Here is a 19,424-nt window from a genome sequence, read left to right on the forward strand (position 1 = left end):
CTATTTCTCCTTGAAAGAGAGAAGATCAAAGGCCGAAATCCGTCCAGCCATAAATTTTACATATAAAATCCCAGCGACTGAAGGCACATGATATACGTCCTGCCACGCCGTGCTGTCCGCATAGGCGGTCATGGACTTGTAAAAGTGCCTGCGTTCCATGCTCTCAACAACCGACATCATGCCGTCGTAATCGAAGCCGAGGTGGTGGGCAGCCTGGGCGGCGGTTTTCGTCACGGCGATGTCGCCTCTTCTCGCCGCATCCTGGAAAGAGCCCAGGTCGTATGTCGGTTTTCTCTTTTCCATGAAGAAAAATTACCATAAAGGTACTTTCTGTCAAGACCACGCGCTCAGGCCCCAGGCAGAGCTTTCCGCCCTCGACCGCCCGACCGTACCCAAATGACTCCCCGACCTTGGCGCGTAAGCCGTTCCAGCCACCTCGCCAAACTGGAGCCTTCAAAGGCGCACGCCAGCCATTCGCGCGGTGACTCCCCTTACAGCTTCAAAACCTCCCTCCCCCTTCAGGCTGACAAGCACCCTGCTTGATGGTGCCCTTCCTCAATGCCATACAGTGACACTTAATGACACAAATACACCGTACACTGACATAACTAGCATAAGAAGTATAAGGCTACGCAAATCTTGCGCGTGTTGACACCATTCATCTACTCATGCTTATACACAGTCATTCACAGCTTCCACAGCTGACAAGGAGCACTCATGGTCGAAAAACTGTTTCACTACATCGAAGACATGTCCATCATTCTTGGGAAAACCCCAGCATCAATCTACGGGCACCTCGCGCGCAAGCAGTTTGACGCTGTTCCGCAACCTATAAAGTTGGGTCGCCGCCTGGCTTGGCCGGTGAAGTTCGTTGACGAATGGATCAATGAGAAGGCCACCCGAGCCAACGAAAAAGCAAGGGCTCAACGCAACCACACAACGCTTCCCATCAAGCGGCGCGGACGGCCGCGAAAATCAGAACGTAAAAATGGGGATGCGCAATGAACGGCGCAATCCGGGGGCTGCCACGGACTCAGCCAAAGATCATCAGTGCATCAATCGATGATCCAGACGACCTTACCCTCAAGGAATGGCCCCAATTCTCGTTTGACGCTTGTCCGGGCATCCTGGGCGAATTTGTGCGGTTGGCGACACGCGACAGCGAAGCCGACCCGGCGGCGGTCTGCATCACCGCGTTGGTGCGCTTCGGAGCGGAGGTCTACGGCTACGCTCCCAACCGAGGACCGCACATCTATGTGGGCGAAACCGTCCACCCGCCGCGAATCTTTGCCGTCATCTGCGGCAATTCCAGCAAGGCCCGCAAAGGGACCTCCCGACATCCCGTGACGAAGCTTTTTGGACGGGAACACTGCCTGCCCGCCGACCTGAAGGCATGGGGCGTCCCTTTGCCTGCCCGGGAAAGCGGCGGCCCGCTCTCCACGGGAGAAGGGCTGGCCCATCAGGTACGCGACGAAAGCGATGAGGAGCGGGAGCGGAAGCAACGCCAGAATCCCGCCGAGCCACTCCGCGAAAAGGGAGACAAAAGGCTTGTGATCATCGACGAGGAGTTTGCCAGCGCCCTTACCTGCACCAAGTGCGAAGGCAATACGGTCTCCATGGGCATGCGTTGCTTCTGGGACTCAGGCGATTACGCCCCGCTGACCAAGAACAACCCCGTGCTGGTCAGTGGCGCGCACATCAGCATCATCACCCACATCACCATGCAGGAGCTCGCCGTGTGCCTGGGCGAGGTCCAGACCGTGAATGGTTTCGGCAACCGGTTCCTCTGGATATGCGCCCGGCGCTCGAAACTGGTTGCCCTGCCTTCACGGATGCCGGACGCAGAGCTTGCGCCCTTGCAGCGTGAGCTCTGGCGGCGCGTGGGGCAGGCGCAGCAACGCGGGGTCATGACCATGACGGCGAATGCCTTGGAGCTCTGGAAGCACATCTACCCGGAGCTCTCCCAGGAGCACACAGGCTTGGCCGGGAGCATTATCAACCGGGCCGAAGCCCAGACCCTCCGTCTGGCACTCCTCTATGCCCTTTTGGACGCCCGGGGGGAAATCGAGGAACCCCACTTGCAAGCGGCCCTTGCCATGTGGCGCTATGCCCAGGACTCGGCGTTGTACATCTTCGGAGATCGGGCGACAGACCCGCTGGAGGATAAAATCCTGGAGGCGCTCAAGGCCGGCCCGCTCTCGGCGACCGAGCTGAGCAACGCCCTCAGCAGACATGTCCCCCGCGACCGCCTCAAACCCCTTCTGCAGCAGCTTGAAGCGCAACAGCGCATCACCATTACCAAACTGAAGAACGTAGGCCGTCCCAAGATCATCCTGTCCCTGCGCGAATTAAGCGAAAAAAGCGAATTATGCGAATTAAGCGAAAATAGGCGGACTCTCGCATGAACCTTATTTCGCTATTTTCGCTTATTTCGCTTTTTTCGCCAGAGGTATGTTGCTCAGAAGAATCCGCGCCCACTGGCGGCATGTCGCAGAGCCAGCCTACCCGTTGTGGGCACGCGCTGACGCGGTGCCCCCAGCCGGGGCTGGCGAGGGCGTGCCGCCCTTCGAACCCTGCCAGAGACAAAAGGCCGAAAGGCGGTTGACTCCATGGGGAATAATACTGAGAGCCGCACGGCCTGGATCAAGCTTCGCGTCACCCCGACGGAGAAGGAAACGATCACGGCCAAGGCGAAGGCTCAAGGTCAGACCGTGACGGATTTCATCCGCCAACGCGCTCTGGACTATCGCCTGCGCAAAACGCCCTTGGAGAAGGAGCACGTCCGCCAGGTCGCCCGGGTTGGAGCGAACCTGAATCAGCTGGCCAGGTGGGCCAACACGTACAAAAGCCGAGCGGAGGCCATACGCGTGTTGGCAGCCCTTTTAAGCTTCGAGAGGACACTCAAGCGAGACGCTGACCCTGGAGAGGGTGACCGGCAAGAACCATTTTCCTCTATGGAGTCAAAAAGCTCCAGGGAGACGCCATGTACATGAAGGTCTTCCCGCACGGCCAGGGGCCCGGGGATGGGCCGACGCGCTATCTGGTGCGGCCGGACTACCCGGGCCGGGACAAACATCCGCCCGAGGTGCTGCGCGGCGATCATGAGCTGACCCGAGACCTGATCGACTCCCTGGACACCAAATGGAAGTTCACGGCCGGGGTTCTTTCCTGGCATCCGGACGAAGTCGTGACGCCCAAGCAGGAAACGCGCGTCATGGACGACTTCGAGGCCGTGGCCTTTGCCGGTCTGGAGCCGGACCAGCGCAATATCCTCTGGGTGAGGCATCACCATGCCGGGCATCATGAGCTCCATTTCGTCATCCCCCGCGTGGAGCTTTCAAGCGGCAAGGCCTTCAATCCCTGCCCGCCGGGCTGGCAAAAGCACTTCGACGTATTCCGGGACCTGCACAACCACCGCGAGGGCTGGGCCAGACCGGACGATCCAGCCAGGACCCGCCTGCGCACGCCGGAACACGCGGACTTGCACAGAGCCCGCCTGATCCGCTGGGGCAAAACACCCGGCAAGGACGAACGCGCGGAGGCCAAGGACGCCGTACACGCCTACCTGCTCATGAAGATCGAAGAGGGACAGGTCACCAACCGTTCAGAGCTCCTTGCGGCGCTTCGGGAGGCAGACCTGGAGATCAACCGGGCGGGCAAGGACTACATCACCGTCAAAGACCCTGCCAGCGGCGAAAAGCTTCGCCTCAAGGGAGGAATATATGCCGAACACTGGCAACTCTCTGGCATCCCTGGCCGAGCGAATGCGGGCCAAGACCGAACAGGACCGGCAGGAACTCGAAGCCCTGACCCGGCAACAATTCACCGCCTTGGGCGAGAGCTTGCGGCAGTCATCGACCGCCGCGCTACGTACAACCGAGGCCGCTATCCAGGAAAAGCTTGGGACGTTGGAAGAAAACATCGCCTCACGCTGCCAAACCCTGAGCTGGGCCTTTGGCAGGAAATGGCTGCAAGTCCTGCTCCTCAGCATGGCCCTGTTGATGGGAACCGCCTTGGGCGGCTGGGGCGTGATGACCCTGCTCACACACAAGGTCATGGCCTTGCAGGACGAGATTCAGAGCCTCAATGCGAACAAAGCCGAGCTGGAGAACATCGCCGGCCAACTGGAAAAGCGGACCTGGGGATTGCGGCTCCTGGAGAATCAGGAGGGACGGTTCATCATCCTGCCACCGAAGACATCGGCCCACACAGGCTGGACGGTGGGCAAACAGCAAGCCGTGAAACTGGAGTAGACTATGACCGAAATCGAACATCTCCTTACAGATACCCTGACGGTTTTGGAGCGGGAGCTACGACAAGCACAGGGAGAACAGGCAAAAACTATATCCAGACAGGAGCAGGAACTGATTTCTCACACGCAGGCCTTGCATCAAATCCAAAACCAGACTTCGAATTTAAGAGCAAAGCAGCGAGAATTAACGAAGCAATTGCAGCGCTTGAGCGAGCTGTACACGGAGCTGGAGCCGCTATTAATTCACTTGAACGTAATGCTGGGCGAAAAATAAACAATCTTCACATATACTTGAAGAGTGAAAAAAATTTTGATCTTTAACACACAACAATACATAGAGTATTATCATTTTTATATAAAAATAGTATTGTGTTTGATGGCAACATATTATCATGCAAGACGCCTCTCCGATATGGAGTCGGCTGCGTTGTTGGTTGGTGAAACAACTATCTTTGCCTTAGGTCGCAGCCAATTTTCAAAATCTCGCACATAACTAAACATTACAGGCACGAAGACAAGACTCAGCACCGTGGATGATATCAAACCGCCAATCACCACAATAGCCATCGGCGTGCGGAAAGCCGTGTCCAGACCTAGTTGTAGCGCTATCGGCAGCATTCCGGCGCACATTGCAAACGAGGTCATGAGTATTGGCCGGACACGCATCATGCAGGCTTCAACGATTGCATCTCGTCTGGGATGATCTTTTTTCATCAATTCGAGCATACAATCCACCAACAGGATGGAATTTTTGTCGGCAATACCCATCAGCATGAGCATGCCAATCAGGACAGGCATCGAAAAATCCGTGCCGGTTATGAACAAAAGAACAAACGCGCCGCTAATGGAAAGCGGCAATGCGGCCATGCGCGTAAATGGCTGTATCCAATCTTTGTAAAGAAGCACCTGGATCGCATAGACCATAAGAAGGCCTGTGCCAATCGCCAGTCCAAAACTAGCGAATAATTCTTCCATCATTTCGGCATCACCTGACTGCTGTATTGTAACGTTCGCAGGCATTTCTTTCATGGCCGCAAGCGCATGAATCTTGTCCAACGCCGCACCCAGTGCAATACCTTTCAAGTTTGCCTCCAGCGCAATCCGGCGCTGGCGGTCATAGCGCTGGATAGTCGTTGGGCCACGGCCGAAGGTGATGCTTGCAACTGCAGAGAGCGGCACATTGCCACCTTGAGCAGTCGGTAATTTTAAGTTCTTGAGCATATCTATGGATTGATGGGAGTCTTTGGGCAGGCTTACGCGGATGGGAATTTGCCGGTTGCCATAATTGAACATGGCAAGATTCGCCTCGATATCACCGATGGTGCCGATATTAATGGCCTCACTGATGGCCTGCACGGAGATGCCAAGTTGTGCGGCCTTGGCAAAATTGGGCGTAATTATGATTTCCGGCTGCGTCAGGCTTGCGGTTGTGCTGATGCTGTGCATCTCGGGAATTGTTCGCATTTCACGCTCCAAAGCCTCGGCAGTCTTGGTAAGGGCCTCGCCGTTGTCACTTACCAGTGTAATAGATATATCCTTTTCTCCTGACGACTTCTCAAAATTAATCCGCATGTCGGGTAGGGCTTGCAACTCTGGCAGAAGACGCGCCTCAAGTGCGCGTTGATCGAGGGTGCGCTTGTCAGGCGGCACAAGCTTCACGTCGAGCGTTGCCACATTAATGCCGCTACCGCTCGTGGCATTCGGGCCGTCAACCCCACCCATCTTGGTAGAATTACTCCCGATGTTGGTTAAAACATATTCGATCTCGGGCTGTTTCTTCAGTATTGCCACCGCACGCTGCGCGGCGGAATCGACTTGTCCAAGCGTAGCGCCATGGGGCAATTCCAGCGTCAGACGGGATTGGGAGAAATCCTCATAGGGAATAAAATCCCGCGACAGAAATGGAATCATCCCGAAAGCGAATACCATGCTCAGAAAAGCGAGTCCCATCGTTTGAAGTCGGTGGTCCAGCGTCCAGTTGACAAGGCGATGATACCGCAGCAGCCACTGACTGGGCGGTGCGTCACGGTGCACAGGCGTCTCAAGAAGATGGGCGGCAAGCATCGGCGTGAGCAGCCGTGCGACCAGCAAGGAAAAAAACGAGGCGATCGCCACGGTAAGGCCAAACTGGATAAAAAACTGCCCGGATATTCCGGGCATGAAACTCACCGGTACGAACACGGCGCATATCACGAGAGTGGTGGCGATCACGGCAAGGCCGATTTCATCGGCGGCTATGATGGCCGCGTCGTAGGGACTGTGGCCTTTGCGCATGTGCCGATGGATGTTCTCAATCTCCACGATGGCATCATCCACGAGGACTCCGGTGACCAGTGAGATTGCCAGCAGGCTCACGGTGTTCAGCGAAAATCCCAGCCAATACATGACCAGGAAAGTGGGGAGAATGGACAGCGGGATGGCTGTTGCCGCAATCAGCGTGGCCCGTTTGTCGCGCAAGAAAAGAAAGACAATCAGGATCGTCAGCGCGGCGCCCTCCGCGAAATTCGAAAGCGTGGCCTGAAAGCTGTTTTCGGTGAAGGTCACAAGCGAGAAAATCGGGCGAAAGTGCACGTCGCTACGCTTAGCCGAGATTTCGGCGAGCTTCGCTTCCACCTTGCGGGCCACATCGACCTCGCTGGCGCCCTTGCTTCGGAAAATCTGGAAGGTGACGACAGGTTTTCCGTCCAACTTGGTGACCGTACGCGCTTGCGCCCCCCCGTCAGTCACTGTGCCGACATCGCCCAGTCGCAGAGCATGCCCGTTCGTCAGCGCCAAGCGCGTTTCTCTCAGGAGTTCAACGGTTTTGACATTTCCCTGAGTCCGCAAGGCGTATTCCGTGCCGGAGAGGGTGATGCGCCCGCCCGGTAAATCCACATTGGTTTGCGCCAAGGCCCGACTGATATCCGCCGCGGAAACGCCCAGCGCCATGAGTTTGGCAGGGTCAAGGGTGAGGGTTATCTCGTGATTCATGCCTCCCTGCCGCTGCACGCTGGCCACGCCGCCAACGCCCATCAGCTCGCGGCTCAGGAAATCGTCAATAAACCAACTTGCTTCTTCGGGGCGCATTTCGGGAGCTTCAAGCGTATACACCAGGATTGCCCCACCATCCATGTCCATCCGCTGCACTTGCGGCTCCAAAATCGATTTCGGGAGCCGGTCGCGAATATTGGCAATCGCATCGCGGGTATCATTGACCGCACGGTCAACTCCCGTCCCCAGAAGGAATTCAACGGAACTAAGCGACACTCCTTCAGAAATAGTGGAGGTTATATGCTTAACTCCTTGTAATGCGGCAAGCGCACTTTCCACTTTCCTGGTAATTTGCATTTCCATTTCCGTGGCTGTGGCTCCTGGCTGGAGGATATGGACGTTCACCATCGGAACAACCAACGCAGGCATGTTATTGACCGGCATCTTCACGTAGGCGACCAGCCCCGCTACAGTCAGGATGAGAAAAAGCACAATCGACGGAATGGGATTTCGAATGGCCCAGGTGGAAAAGCTCTTGCTGCGATATTCGGACATCATTAATTCTCCACGACCAGCACCTGGTCACCTTCCTTTACAAATGCACCGGCGCGAGCGATCACGCGGGAATCTGGCGGAAGAGTGTCGACCAGCACCTGTGCGTCTCCAAACAAGATCACGTTGACAGGCAATCGTTCTCCTTTGTTTTCGGCGTCAAGAATCCACACAAAATCACCAACGCTATCCTGTTGAAGAGCTGTTTTGGGCAACAGCATACCTTCGTGCCCAGGTTGTTGAATACGTGCTGTGGCGAACAGGCCCACTGGGATCGGATGCGTGCTTTGCAACCGGATGCGTATAGTTGCCATGCGCTTCGCGTTATCAACTCGTGGTGCTATGAGACGAATTGTTCCCAGGATGGAAGAGTCCTCACCCGTAAGGAAGACAGAAACGGGCTGATTGACCCGAAGCGCAGTTAAATGAGATTCAGGAACCATTGCTTCCATCTCGATTTCATCGTGCCGGGCAATACGAAACAATGGCTCGCTGCCATTGACCAGTCCGCCAATGACCGCGTTGCGTTCAAAAATCACGCCAGCTTCCGGGGCAGAGAGCGTACAGTGCTTCAGGTTGAGTTCAGCGTCATCGAGTTTTGCTTGGGCAACCTGCATATCGGTGCGTTTTTCCCTCACAAGCTGTTTACTGACTGCCCCGGTATCCTTAATTTCATCCACACGGAGAAAAGCATCGCGCGCGCATTCATAAGTGCTTTTGAGCTGCGCAACTTGGTTTTTAGGGAATCGCTATCCAGAACCGCCAATTTTTGGTTTTTTTTGACGCGACTCCCCACTTCAGCCAAAATTTCGAGAACCTTGACGCCGGAAAGCATGGACGTGACCTGTAGCTCTTCGCGGGGAACGGTTACGCCTGTCGCCGAAATTGTTTCGGCAATACTGCCTTGCCGTGGTCTGACAACAGTGACGCTCAGTGTGGCTGCGGCTCTCCGCGAAGGATGGCTTTCTTCTTTAAGCAATGGGACAGCACCCAAAAGCAGTACTGCACCAAGGACTAACAGGAGGACGCATTTTTTCATTTGATTTCTCGATCTTGTGGGGACAGATGCGCCGGTGAGAGCCCGTGTCCGTTCAGCCAACAAGCGATGGAGGCATCTGCTTTCAGCGCATCCTTCGCTATAGTTTTCGCAGCAATACTATCCTTGATCTACTACTTAAGCAGTGACCTTGCATGTTCCGATGCGCTGTTGGCGACGTGTCTATTCTCTGAATAGGTTTCTTCAGTACCCCGGCAGTGCTGTGGGACGGCTACAATTTCTCCGTCCCATGCATTGCACCGACACCGGACATAGGATTCGTACAGGTCTCTTCGAGAACACCTCACCTTTCTACGTGGTTTGTCACGCTGTGCATCGGTCTTGAGGATGACAGGAGATTACTTTTTTACGATACCTTCCCGCCACGCATACACGGCGGCCTGGGTGCGGTCGGTCAAATACAGTTTGCTTAAAAGATTGCTGACATGCGATTTTACGGTTTTTTCCGAGATATTGAGACGTGTAGCAATATTTATATTCGACAATCCTTCCGCGATGCATTGCAGTACTTCCATCTCGCGATCGGTCAAATCCTCGTGGGATTGCCCTCCTGGCGTTTTTGCCGCACGCGCCCGCGTGACGACCGTTACAAGTGCCTTGGCAATGCGTGGACTTAACGTACTTTCTCCTACCGCCGCTTTCCGCACCGCCCGGATAAGATCTTCCGGGGTAGTGTCTTTCAGAATGTAGGAAAGTGCCCCAGCCTGTGTCATCGGCACGACATAGTCATCACCCTCATGCGATGTAACCATAATAATCTGGCTGCGTGGACTGACCTTTTTAATCTGGCGCACGGTATCAACCGCCGGTTGATCAGGCATAAACAAGTCAAGCAACACCACGTCTGGCGCATGCTTCTTGGCCGCTGCCACCACTTCAGCGCCGCATTCCGCAACATCCAGCACATCTATATCCTGGGCGGTCGCCAGGAAAGCAGTGAGGCCCTTGCGAACCATGGCGTGATCGTCAGCCAAAATAAGTGTAATCTTTTCGTTCATGATTCGATTTTCCATGAAAGTATTATTTCGGTTCCAACACCAATGGAGCTTCTGATTTCAAATGTTCCGTGCGGCAGACTACGGACTCGATCGCGCATGGAGGTCAGGCCGAATCCATCCGTTTTCTTGCTTCTGTCAAAACCAATTCCATTATCGCTAATTCGTAACGTGACGACTTCGCGGTCTATATTGCTTGCAATCTCGATTTGCGACGCCTTTCCGTGACGTATAGCGTTCATTAACGATTCCTGCACGATCCGAAGCACGTGATGCTCGGTGTAGGCGTTGAATTGAGCGGAATCATAAATACTAATTTCGATATTCACGCCGAAGCGTCGCATAAAATCAGCGCTGATCCTCATGATACGATCGTAAAGCGAAACATCGTTGGTTCCAGCAGGACGTAGTTGTGTGATGATTTCCATCAAATCGTGCTGAGCTTCCCGGGTAAGGACTTCCGCCTCAAGAATATGCTCGCGGGCAGCTTCCATAACGGCTGGTTTGGACTTTGCTGTTGCCAACTGCAGTCCAAGCGCAAACAGATTCTGTTTTACTGTATCGTGTAATTCTCTAGCCACACGGTTGCGTTCATCACTCACGGCAAGGTGCTGCTTCAAACTGAAATACATTTCTAAATCCTGGGCCATGACATTGAGATACTGGCTGTGCCGGATGAATACATCGTCATTAGGAAGTGCTATTCGCGGATCGAAATTGCCTTGCCGCCAACTTTCCGTTACCGTATTTATCTTTTGCAATTGACGTGTTACATAACGGGAAGCCACCAAGCCGCAGATGATACCGATTGGCACAGAGCACAAAAATAGAGGTCCCCAGGTAAAACGCAAAAAAGCAAGGATGCTTTGAAGTTGCACCCAGAGATTGAACCTGGCGATATACAAGACGCGCAAACGAGCAACGACGTTGCCATGGCTGTCCATTATAGGAATATCCACCCAGATTGGTCCATTTTTCACCAACCATTTGACGCTGCTCGTCGAGGTTGTCAGTTTTTTTTGTGCGGCGAAGTAAACTGCCACTTCACTTGGAAGATCGACGGGGTCAGACAGCACAAGGCGATCATGCATATCAACAATCTGGATATACACCTCCGGAAGACTGGAACTTGTGACGCGATAGATTGCATTATCGCTACCATGTTCGATGTTGATCAATTTATCACGAATATTGTCCCGCGCCTTGTCCAGCCATTCCGTGTTAACGCCACCACGCATACCCTGTGCGACAGTCAGTTTTTCGCTTGCAACCACTTTCGCAACATTTTCCGGGGTGATGGTAGCACGGAAGTCATGGTAATCATCGAGACCATAGAACATCACAATAAGTACCGTCATTGCGCAATAAGCGAGCAGCGTGTAGCTTAGAGCAAGTTGAAACCATAAACGTTTCATAAAAGCAGGACAGAAATTGAGCAACTTCTTCATCATTTTATTCCGGAAATGAATTGCAAGCTGGAGTGAGCGGGATGGTCGAAGCACTATGGATCACCTTCATGATGGAGTCGTAAGAGAGCATTTCGAATTGTCGATCCGACTCTAAATCATTGCCGAGTGACTGCTTTCAGCTCTTCGTCTCCCTGAGGAAAGCGTCATACCGCTTGCGCACCTCGACCACCACCGCAACATAAACGTTGGTCTCCGGTTTTTTTTAACGCCGCCAGGTCCACACCTTACGCGTGGCCCTGGCTTTAACCGAACCCAAGCAAAGAAAGAAATGCCGCAGTCATATCCAAATCACACAACTCCATACCTTTAAAAGTTTCGCATCCATCTCAGGGCATAGTTTGACGTCAATACCCAAACTCATAAGAAAGCCGCAAACCGCCCATGAATTGGTTCGGGTCACCACGCTTTTTTATAAGAGGCGAGTCTGCCACCCCGTTGGCCAACCGGTCATAACCACCAAAAACGCCAACTGATAGAGCATCGGACAGCGGCACCACAACGAAGCCTCCGATGCCATATGAAACCACCCCGGCAGTCGCATCATACCTGGAAAGTCCGGAATTGATCGATTGGCTTCTTGTTATACCAAAATATGCATTATTATAGTTTGAATCTGCAAAAGTTAAATGAGGTCCAACAGAATACATAATTGGCTTCCCAGGCTTATCTATGAAACCTCTGAAATCGAAGCCTGTTTCTATGATAAACCCTTGGTGACCACCAACACCCTGGCGCATTTCAAGCTGATAGGTGAACGGTCCAATATTATATTCGACAAATCCACCAAGCTCTACTGTCGCATCCACATTGCCGAGACCTCTCAGCGCATGCGTCTTTTCACCTGCAATGCGAAAAGGATTATCGTCGTTCTCTGTGCGGCCAAAATCAAGCTTGACAATCGGCCCTATGCTCCACACATCATTACAGATGACTTTGTAGCCAACGCCAAAGAGCGAGGCAAAGAATCGATCCTTATATTCAATCTTGATGTCCGGAAAAGCCATCATCTGATAATCTTTGGAGCCAAGGAACGCTGGTTTGTACATAGTACCAACGCCCAGGGTAATTTTCCAGTCGTCTTGCTGTCCTGACGGCTTTTGCATAGAATTTTCGGCTGGAGAGACCTGCTGCTCAGGAAAGACCTGCTGCTCAGGATAACGGAGTTCTTCTGCCCTCGCACTCTTGGCCGCAAAGAATGGGAATGGGGACGCGAGCGCGATGAAACATGCCCACAAAATCACTATAACTATTTTAGATTGTTTGCGATTTATCACAATAGCTCCCTGGTTTGGGGTTGAGAAGTGCCCCCATCCTATGAGCATTCATTATTTGCGCATCAGCCTTAAGTCGGAGATACAGCGGTGGGCCTCAAAAATCGGACTGCCGGCGAACGCTGGTTTCAAAGATCTTTACCGGAATTTGCCTTGCCTCCTGAAAGTGTGCCCAGGCGCACAAGCAGAGGCAACCGACACTTCTTGTTACCACCGACACATGCGCTAGCCCGAAGCAGGCTGCGATCCGGCTCCACGAATTCATCCCAAGCGTGGCAAATGTTAGCGTCAGCCACACAATTGAAACGTTATTCAAGCATTTGATCCAGTATATCAGGCAGCATGACAAAGACAGGGCACGTCCATTCCAGCGGGAATATGCTATAAAATTGCTCCATGCATAATAGATATGTTTCAAGATCGCATGCTTCTATGGCATAATTATATTCATATTGCTGTTTTTGATGTTGGTTCACCTCCTCAGTTGCGGAGTAATTTTTTTGTTCAGCATAGACATACTGCCCAGGATAGTAAATTTCCCCCACATCCTCATTATTGACTGCAAGAAATGCGAGAATGACGATAAGCGAAATCGAAAATATTGATGAAAGTGTATTATACTTTTTGAATGATTCTGCTTTTTTCATAAAAACTCCAGAGCTTATGGTTGATGAATACCCTCGTTCTATAAACTCATTTTTATTCGTGCATCAGCCTTAAGTCGGAGATATAGCGGTGAATCGCAGATAGCGGGCAACGCGGAGGAGCGATGGCATGGCCCTGACACACACCGTCGAGGCGAGGGCGTTACTGCGCTCGCAACAGGACTCTCCATGGCCATTATCGGACCATATTTCTTGCTGCTGCGATATCCACAGAGTCATCGGATCAAAGGCATTAACCATCACCGACAACGTTTTTTACCAACCTGAGACTGGGGGATCGCTTGAATATCGTTCAAAATGGCGGGTCAAGGAGTGGAGGAGGACCTGGAGAGAATGGACGATCTGCCCCTTATCACTCTGGTGCGAGGTGTTCTTTCGATTGAGCCATAAGGCGAAAAGCCCGAGATTGCGGGGAGCCTGATAGTCGTGTTGTAGCGATTCACCAACCATGAGGAGCTCGTCAGGGGCGCAGCCAAGGCCCTCCCAGGCATACCGGTAGATGGGCACTTCTGGCTTCCGTGCGTCGACCTCGTAAGAAAAGGCCCGAACATTAGGCTCAAGGGGAAGGAGCTTGAGAAGTGGCACGCCATAGGGCTGGGCGAGATTGGAGACCTCCGCGATCTTAACACCATACTCCCGGAGCGTCCGGAAGGCACACATTCAGATCGCTAGTCCCAAATAGAGTTAAAAGCGTTTGACCTCTCCGCGCTTCGCGCCATCCAGTCTCGCCGCAAGGTTCGCCGTGCGCAAATGCGTGTACCTCGCCAGCATTTGCAGGGATTTATGTCCGGTAATAGCCTTGATTTCCATCACATCCAAGTCCGTAAGCTCAAAAAAACGGCTAGTGGCTTCGTGCCGCAGATCATGGAAGCGTAGGTCTTCAAGCTTTGCCTTCTTGCACGCATACTTCATTGACGCCGTTATTTGATCCGCCGAGAGGCCAAACACAGGCCCCTGGTCCAAGCTCCGGGGCAGCTCGCGCAGGACAGCCAAGGCCCCTTCTGCAAGGGGGACTGTCCGGGCCTCGCTGTTCTTGGTTTCGGGCAAGAGGACGTATCGCCCTCGAATATTGACGTTCTTCCAGTGTAGGCTGGCGATTTCCTCCCGGCGCATGGCGGTTTCCAGGGCAAAAAGGATGACCGGCCTGAACCTGGGCGCAGCCGCAGCCAAGAGGCGCTCTTCCTCGCCCTCCTCCAGGCGTCGTTCGCGGCCTTTGGCTGGCCTAGGCTTGGCGGCCAGCTCCACGGGGTTTTGCAGGCTTTCCATACCCCAATCCGAGCGGGCGTAGTTGAAGAGCTTGGAGAGCAGAGCGAAATCCAGGCGTATGGTGTTGCCGCTCACGCCTTCGGCTTCGCGTTCTCGCCGGAAGTCGGCAATGTCCCGGGCGCGGATGGTGGCCATGATCCGATGGGCGATGGTCCGCTTCTGGAGGAACCTGGCCCGGTCGGTTTCCCGTTTGGCGTGCTTCAGGCGCGGGATATACTCCTCAATGTAGCGCTCAAGGCACTCGCTAAGTGTATATTGCTCGGCCTCCTTGGCGGACACGAAGAGGCTCTTGTTCATGGTCGTTTCGATGTCCTTGGCCCAGGCTTCGGCTTCCACTTTGGTGTCAAAGGTTTTGCACGTCGTGGGATAGCCCCGCTTGCGAATCCGGGCCTCCCACTGCGCTGCACCGCGTTTGCGTATGGTTGCCATGCTGCCTCCTTGGAAAAGTCGAATTTCAACCGATACCCAGGTAGCCAAGAATGCCCTGAAGGGTATGGACAACATGCCCGTTTTCGCCCTCAAGCGAGTCGGCCTTTCGATTGAGCCATAAAGCGTGAAGCCCAAGATCGCGGGGAGCCTGATAGTCGTTTTGCAGCGAATCGCCGACCATGAGGAGTTCGCCGGGGGCACAGCCAAGCCCCTCCCAGGCATACCGGTAGATCGGCGCCTCGGGCTTGCGTGCGCCAACCGCATAGGAAAAAGCGCAAACATCCGGCTCAAAGGACAGGAGCTCAAGACACGGCGCGCCGTAGGGCTTGGCGAGGTTGGAGACCACCGCGATCTTGACGCCAAGCCTACGGAGCGTCTGGAGAGTTTGCGGCACCTCGGGAAAAAGACGCATGGAGTCCGTTTCCTCGGCCACATGCGCTTCAAGGAGAGCGGTTTCCTCCCGGGACAACCCGGCTTCCCTGGCGAGCTCCGCCAAGGAAGCATCGCGCGTCATGATGGCTTGGTAGCAATCGGCCGCCCCGTTCCCCCATCGCTTCATGATCGAGCGGTAAGGGAGCCGGGGGGATTCGATGCGGCACAAGGTGCCGAAGGCGTCGAAAAGTACGCCTTTGATTTGCTGTGGCTCCATGCACGTCTCCCGGGCATGACCATGAACCAAAAGGGTTTTCCGGACGGGAATCCATGGGTCATTTTCCGAAGCGAGTGGAGCAAAATTGGAGCAAAAAATCAAGACAACGAAAAATGGGCTACCGACTGAATCAGTAACCCATTAAAATTATTGGTGCCCGAGGCCGGAATCGAACCGGCACGTCCCGAAGAACAAGGGATTTTAAGTCCCTGGCGTCTACCAATTCCGCCACTCGGGCACGCAAACGACTTATTTGCCTCATGAGCCCACGTCGCGTCAATTCATACCATAGCCTTCCCACCGCGTTTCTGCTACCACTCCCCCCATGCCGCACGACCGCAAACGCCTCGTCGTCCTCGGACTCGACGGCCTGCCCCTCGATCTGGCCACAGCCCTGGCCGCAACCGGCAGGCTCCCCAACCTCGAACGTGTCCTGGCACTCCATCCAGCCACCATCGAGGCCGAGTTGCCCGAACTCTCGCCCGTCAATTGGACCTCGTTCACAACCGCCGCCAACCCCGGCCGCCACGGCGTCTTCGGCTTCGTCGGCATCGACCCGGCCGCCTACACGCTGGGGCCGCTCGACGCCACGGCCATCCGCGTCCCCACCCTTCCCGACCGCCTAAGCGCCGTGGGGCTCACGGCCAAGATCATCAATTTCCCCTGCGCGGCGCCGGTCAAACCGCTCAATGGCGCGATCATCGCCGGTTTTCCCGAAACCGATCTTTCCCGGGCCGTCTATCCGCCCGAACTGGCCAACAACCTGCGCCTGGCCGGCTACCGCATCGAGGCCGACACGTCCAAAGGCTCGGCCGACTTCGACGGTCTGGCCCGGGGGCTGCGGCAGACCCTGGCCTCGCGCCGGGCCGCTCTGGACATGCTCTGGGCCGGCGGCGACTTCGATTTCTGCATGTTTGTCCTGACCGAGACCGACCGGCTCTTCCACTTCTTCTTCCCGGCCGTGGCCCATCCCGAACACACACTGCATGGCCCCGCCCTCGACCTGCTCGTCGAATGGGACAAGGCCATTGGCCATCTGCTCGACCGCTACGACAGCCTGCCCGGCGAAAAACGGCTGATCGTCCTGGCCGACCACGGCTTCACCGAACTTGTGACCGAGGTGGACCTCAACGTCTGGCTGGCCGGGAGGGGACTGCTCAAGACACATCCCGGAGCCGCCAACGAATGGGATGCCCGCATCGCCCCGCACCAGACCGCCGCCTTCGCCCTTGACCCGGGCCGCATCTACATCAACATCAAGGAGCGCTTCGCCCGGGGCGTCTTCCATGAGCATGTGGCCGAAAAGCTGGCCCGGGAGCTGCGCGACGAGCTTGTTGCCCTCACCTACAAGGGCAAGCCCGTCATGGAGGCGGTGCATCTGGCCGAGGAAATCTACGACGGCCCGCAACTGCGCCGCGCGCCCAATCTCGTCTGCGTGGGCCGGCCGGGCATGAGCCTGACCGGCAAGTTCGACCGATCGGAAATCTTCGGCCGCTTCGGCCGCACCGGCTGTCACAGCGCGCACGGGGCCATCTGGTGCGATACGGCGGGCGCGCGCCCGGCCACCACCACCGAGGCCGGACGCCTCGTGGCCGATTTCTTCAATCTTCCCGAGCAAAACGAGCCGGCATGGATTTCGAACACGATTTGAACCCGGCCCAGCGCCAGGCGGTTCTGACCACCGAAGGCCCGATGCTGGTCATCGCCGGTGCCGGGTCCGGCAAGACCCGCACCATCGTCTACAGGCTGGCCCATCTGGTCTCCGGCGGCGTGGACCCGGCGTCCATCCTCCTTTTGACCTTCACCCGCAAGGCCGCCCAGGAGATGCTGACCCGGGCCGGGATGCTTTTAGCCATGGGCCCAAGCGGCGTGGCCAGCGTGTCCGGCGGCACGTTTCACGCCTTCGCCTTTGCCACGCTGCGGCGCTTTCATGCCGCGGCCGGCTTTCCCGACGGCTTCACCGTGCTCGATCAGGCCGACTCCGAGGACATCCTGGGCCAGGCCAAGGACGCCCTCGGCATCGGCAAGGGCGACCGGTCCTTTCCCCGCAAAAGCGCGGTGCTCGGGCTTTTGTCCAAGGCCCGCAACAAGGAGCTCGAGGTCGGCGACGTGCTCTCGCGCGAGGCCTTCCACCTGCTTTCTTATGCCGGGGACATCGCCAAAATCGGCGAGCGCTACACGGCGTTTAAGGCCGAAAACCGCCTGCTCGACTACGACGACCTGCTTTTCACCCTGGAGCGCACCCTGCGCGAGCATCCGGACCTGCTCGAGTTCCTGCGGGAGCGCCACCGCTACGTCATGGTGGACGAGTACCAGGACACCAACCGGGTCCAGGCTCGGCTGACGCGCCTGCTCGCCCCCACCTCAGGCAACGTCATGGCCGTTGGCGACGATGCCCAGTCCATCTACGCCTTTCGCGGGGCGACCGTGGACAACATCCTCGATTTCCCGGAGCTTTTTCCGGGGACGGTCGTGGTCAAGCTGGAGCAGAACTACCGTTCCACCCAGCCGATCCTTTCGCTGACCAACGCCATTTTGCAAAACGCCACCCGCAAGTACGACAAAAAGCTCTTCACCACCTGCGAGGACGGCCCCGAGCCCGAACTCCTGCGGCCCTTTTCCGACCTGACCCAGGCGGCCATGGCCGCGGCCAAGATACGGGAACTTTCAGCCCGCTATCCCCTGCACGAGATCGCGGTGCTTTTTCGCGCCGGCTACCAGTCCTACGCGTTGGAAGTGGAGCTCGGCAAAACCGGCATCCCCTTCCAGAAGTTCGGCGGACTGAAATTTTCCGACGCCGCCCACGTCAAGGACGTGCTGTCCTACCTGCGCCTGGTGCGCAACACCGCCGACTTCCCGGCCTGGTCGCGGGTTCTGGCCTTCGTGCCCGGCATCGGCCCCAAGACCGCGACCAGGATCTTCAACGCCATCCAGGCCGGCGACCGGGCCGTGCTCGGCAAGATGGCGGCCAAGTCGGCGGAATTTCGCAGCCTGATCGAATTCCTCGACACCCTGCGCGCCCTGCCCCCCTCCCCGGCCCAGCTCCTGGAACGCGTCATCGAGGCCTACGCGCCGCTTCTGGCCGAAAAGTTCCCCGAGGACTATCCCCGCCGGCAGGCCGGCCTGGAGCAGCTCCAACAGATCGCCACCGCCTACGGCGACCTCGACGCCATGCTGGCCGACCTTGTGCTCGAAAACCCGGACGAGGACCGCAAAAAGACCCGCGAGGGCCACGTGGTCCTGTCCACCGTACATTCGGCCAAGGGACTTGAATGGTCGGCCGTGCTGGTCATCGATCTGGTCGACGAGCGCTTTCCCTCGCGCCATGCCCTGTCCCGGCCCGAGGACCTGGAAGAGGAACGCCGGCTGTTATACGTGGCCTGCACAAGGGCCCGGGAGCACCTGACCCTTTTTGCGCCGGAGACCACCTATCAGCGCCAGACCGGGGGGTGTTCCCCGGCCCTGCCGAGCATTTTCCTGCGCGAGCTGCCCCCGGGGACCCTGCCGGAACGCCGGGAACGGCTCGGCGGCGCCGCCACCTCCGCTTTCGCCGCCTGCCCGTCGCCCGCGGCCATGGCCTCGGCCGTCCGTTCCCACCCGTCCCGCCTTTCTCAACCGGCCCGGCCGGCCAATGCGAACGACGCGCCCATGCCGCGCCCGGCCGCGCCCGGCAAGATGGGCTACTGCCACCACAAGATTTTCGGCCGGGGCAAGATCATCGCCCTGCTCGACGGCGGCAAGTACCGCGTCAATTTCCCGGATTTCGGCCCCAAGGTCATCCTTGCCGATTACCTGGAAATGGAGGATGCTTCCTAGGCTCGCCACCCTTGACCGCCAAGCCCGAGGACG

Annotated in this window: 16 protein-coding genes, 1 tRNA gene and 2 pseudogenes; 7 read left to right on the forward strand and 12 right to left on the reverse strand. The window is 56.2% G+C overall.

Annotation, left to right across the window (positions count from 1 at the left end):
* Positions 1–303: a type II toxin-antitoxin system MqsR family toxin gene (locus K9F62_00610; protein UJX41240.1), complete on the reverse strand. Its 303-nt coding sequence runs from the start codon at positions 301–303 to the stop codon at positions 1–3.
* 414 nt (positions 304–717) lie between these two features.
* Between K9F62_00610 and K9F62_00615 the strand changes: the two genes are divergently transcribed.
* From K9F62_00615 to K9F62_00635, 5 genes and pseudogenes are all read left to right on the forward strand, one after another.
* The gene (locus tag K9F62_00615) at positions 718–1,005 is read left to right on the forward strand and encodes a transcriptional regulator (protein ID UJX41241.1); all 288 of its coding nucleotides are present in this window, start codon (positions 718–720) and stop codon (positions 1,003–1,005) included.
* Positions 1,002–2,405 (forward strand): DUF3987 domain-containing protein, encoded by a 1,404-nt coding sequence (locus K9F62_00620; protein ID UJX41242.1) that lies wholly within the window; start codon positions 1,002–1,004, stop codon positions 2,403–2,405. The genes K9F62_00615 and K9F62_00620 overlap by 4 nt, the downstream gene beginning before the upstream one ends.
* 204 nt (positions 2,406–2,609) lie before the next feature.
* Positions 2,610–2,993 carry a plasmid mobilization relaxosome protein MobC gene (gene mobC / locus K9F62_00625; protein ID UJX41243.1) on the forward strand — a complete coding sequence of 128 codons (384 nt, stop codon included), beginning with the start codon at positions 2,610–2,612 and terminating at the stop codon, positions 2,991–2,993.
* A pseudogene (locus K9F62_00630) lies at positions 2,984–3,898 on the forward strand (relaxase/mobilization nuclease domain-containing protein). Before mobC ends, K9F62_00630 begins: the two are co-directional and overlap by 10 nt.
* 358 nt (positions 3,899–4,256) lie before the next feature.
* On the forward strand, positions 4,257–4,526 hold the full coding sequence (locus K9F62_00635; protein UJX43283.1) for a hypothetical protein: 270 nt from the start codon (positions 4,257–4,259) through the stop codon (positions 4,524–4,526).
* 116 nt (positions 4,527–4,642) lie between these two features.
* Here K9F62_00635 and K9F62_00640 read toward each other — a convergent pair whose 3' ends face one another.
* The 11 genes and pseudogenes from K9F62_00640 to K9F62_00690 form a co-directional block, all read right to left on the reverse strand.
* The gene (locus tag K9F62_00640; GenBank protein ID UJX41244.1) at positions 4,643–7,777 is read right to left on the reverse strand and encodes an efflux RND transporter permease subunit; all 3,135 of its coding nucleotides are present in this window, start codon (positions 7,775–7,777) and stop codon (positions 4,643–4,645) included.
* A gap of 2 nt (positions 7,778–7,779) precedes the next feature.
* A pseudogene (locus K9F62_00645) lies at positions 7,780–8,514 on the reverse strand (efflux RND transporter periplasmic adaptor subunit).
* A complete protein-coding gene (locus K9F62_00650) occupies positions 8,409–8,813 on the reverse strand; it encodes an efflux RND transporter periplasmic adaptor subunit (protein UJX41245.1) in 405 nt (134 codons plus the stop codon). The pseudogene K9F62_00645 and the gene K9F62_00650 overlap by 106 nt, the downstream one beginning before the upstream one ends.
* 356 nt (positions 8,814–9,169) lie before the next feature.
* Complete coding sequence (locus tag K9F62_00655) at positions 9,170–9,829, reverse strand: response regulator transcription factor (GenBank protein UJX41246.1); 660 nt, start codon at positions 9,827–9,829, stop codon at positions 9,170–9,172.
* Complete coding sequence (locus tag K9F62_00660) at positions 9,826–11,274, reverse strand: sensor histidine kinase (protein ID UJX41247.1); 1,449 nt, start codon at positions 11,272–11,274, stop codon at positions 9,826–9,828. The genes K9F62_00655 and K9F62_00660 overlap by 4 nt, the downstream gene beginning before the upstream one ends.
* Before the next feature lie 365 nt (positions 11,275–11,639).
* A complete protein-coding gene (locus K9F62_00665; protein UJX41248.1) occupies positions 11,640–12,569 on the reverse strand; it encodes a MipA/OmpV family protein in 930 nt (309 codons plus the stop codon).
* A gap of 305 nt (positions 12,570–12,874) precedes the next feature.
* Entirely contained in the window at positions 12,875–13,213 is a 339-nt protein-coding gene (locus K9F62_00670) for a hypothetical protein (protein ID UJX41249.1), read from the reverse strand.
* Between the two features lie 273 nt (positions 13,214–13,486).
* Positions 13,487–13,891, reverse strand: a complete 405-nt coding sequence (locus tag K9F62_00675) for an HAD hydrolase-like protein (GenBank protein UJX41250.1) — start codon at positions 13,889–13,891, stop codon at positions 13,487–13,489.
* A gap of 24 nt (positions 13,892–13,915) precedes the next feature.
* Positions 13,916–14,926, reverse strand: coding sequence for a site-specific integrase (locus tag K9F62_00680; GenBank protein UJX41251.1), 1,011 nt, complete (start codon positions 14,924–14,926; stop codon positions 13,916–13,918).
* 25 nt (positions 14,927–14,951) lie between these two features.
* The gene (locus K9F62_00685) at positions 14,952–15,575 is read right to left on the reverse strand and encodes an HAD family hydrolase (GenBank protein UJX41252.1); all 624 of its coding nucleotides are present in this window, start codon (positions 15,573–15,575) and stop codon (positions 14,952–14,954) included.
* A gap of 151 nt (positions 15,576–15,726) precedes the next feature.
* A tRNA-Leu gene (locus K9F62_00690) sits at positions 15,727–15,813 on the reverse strand.
* Positions 15,814–15,900: 87 nt separating this feature from the next.
* Here K9F62_00690 and K9F62_00695 point away from each other — a divergent pair.
* Both K9F62_00695 and K9F62_00700 read left to right on the forward strand, forming a co-directional pair.
* Positions 15,901–17,226: an alkaline phosphatase family protein gene (locus K9F62_00695; protein ID UJX41253.1), complete on the forward strand. Its 1,326-nt coding sequence runs from the start codon at positions 15,901–15,903 to the stop codon at positions 17,224–17,226.
* Positions 17,205–19,391: an ATP-dependent helicase gene (locus K9F62_00700; protein UJX41254.1), complete on the forward strand. Its 2,187-nt coding sequence runs from the start codon at positions 17,205–17,207 to the stop codon at positions 19,389–19,391. Before K9F62_00695 ends, K9F62_00700 begins: the two co-directional genes overlap by 22 nt.
* Positions 19,392–19,424 lie beyond the last annotated feature (33 nt).

This window comes from Desulfovibrio sp. JY (assembly GCA_021730285.1).
In the GTDB taxonomy this organism is placed as follows: domain Bacteria; phylum Desulfobacterota; class Desulfovibrionia; order Desulfovibrionales; family Desulfovibrionaceae; genus Solidesulfovibrio.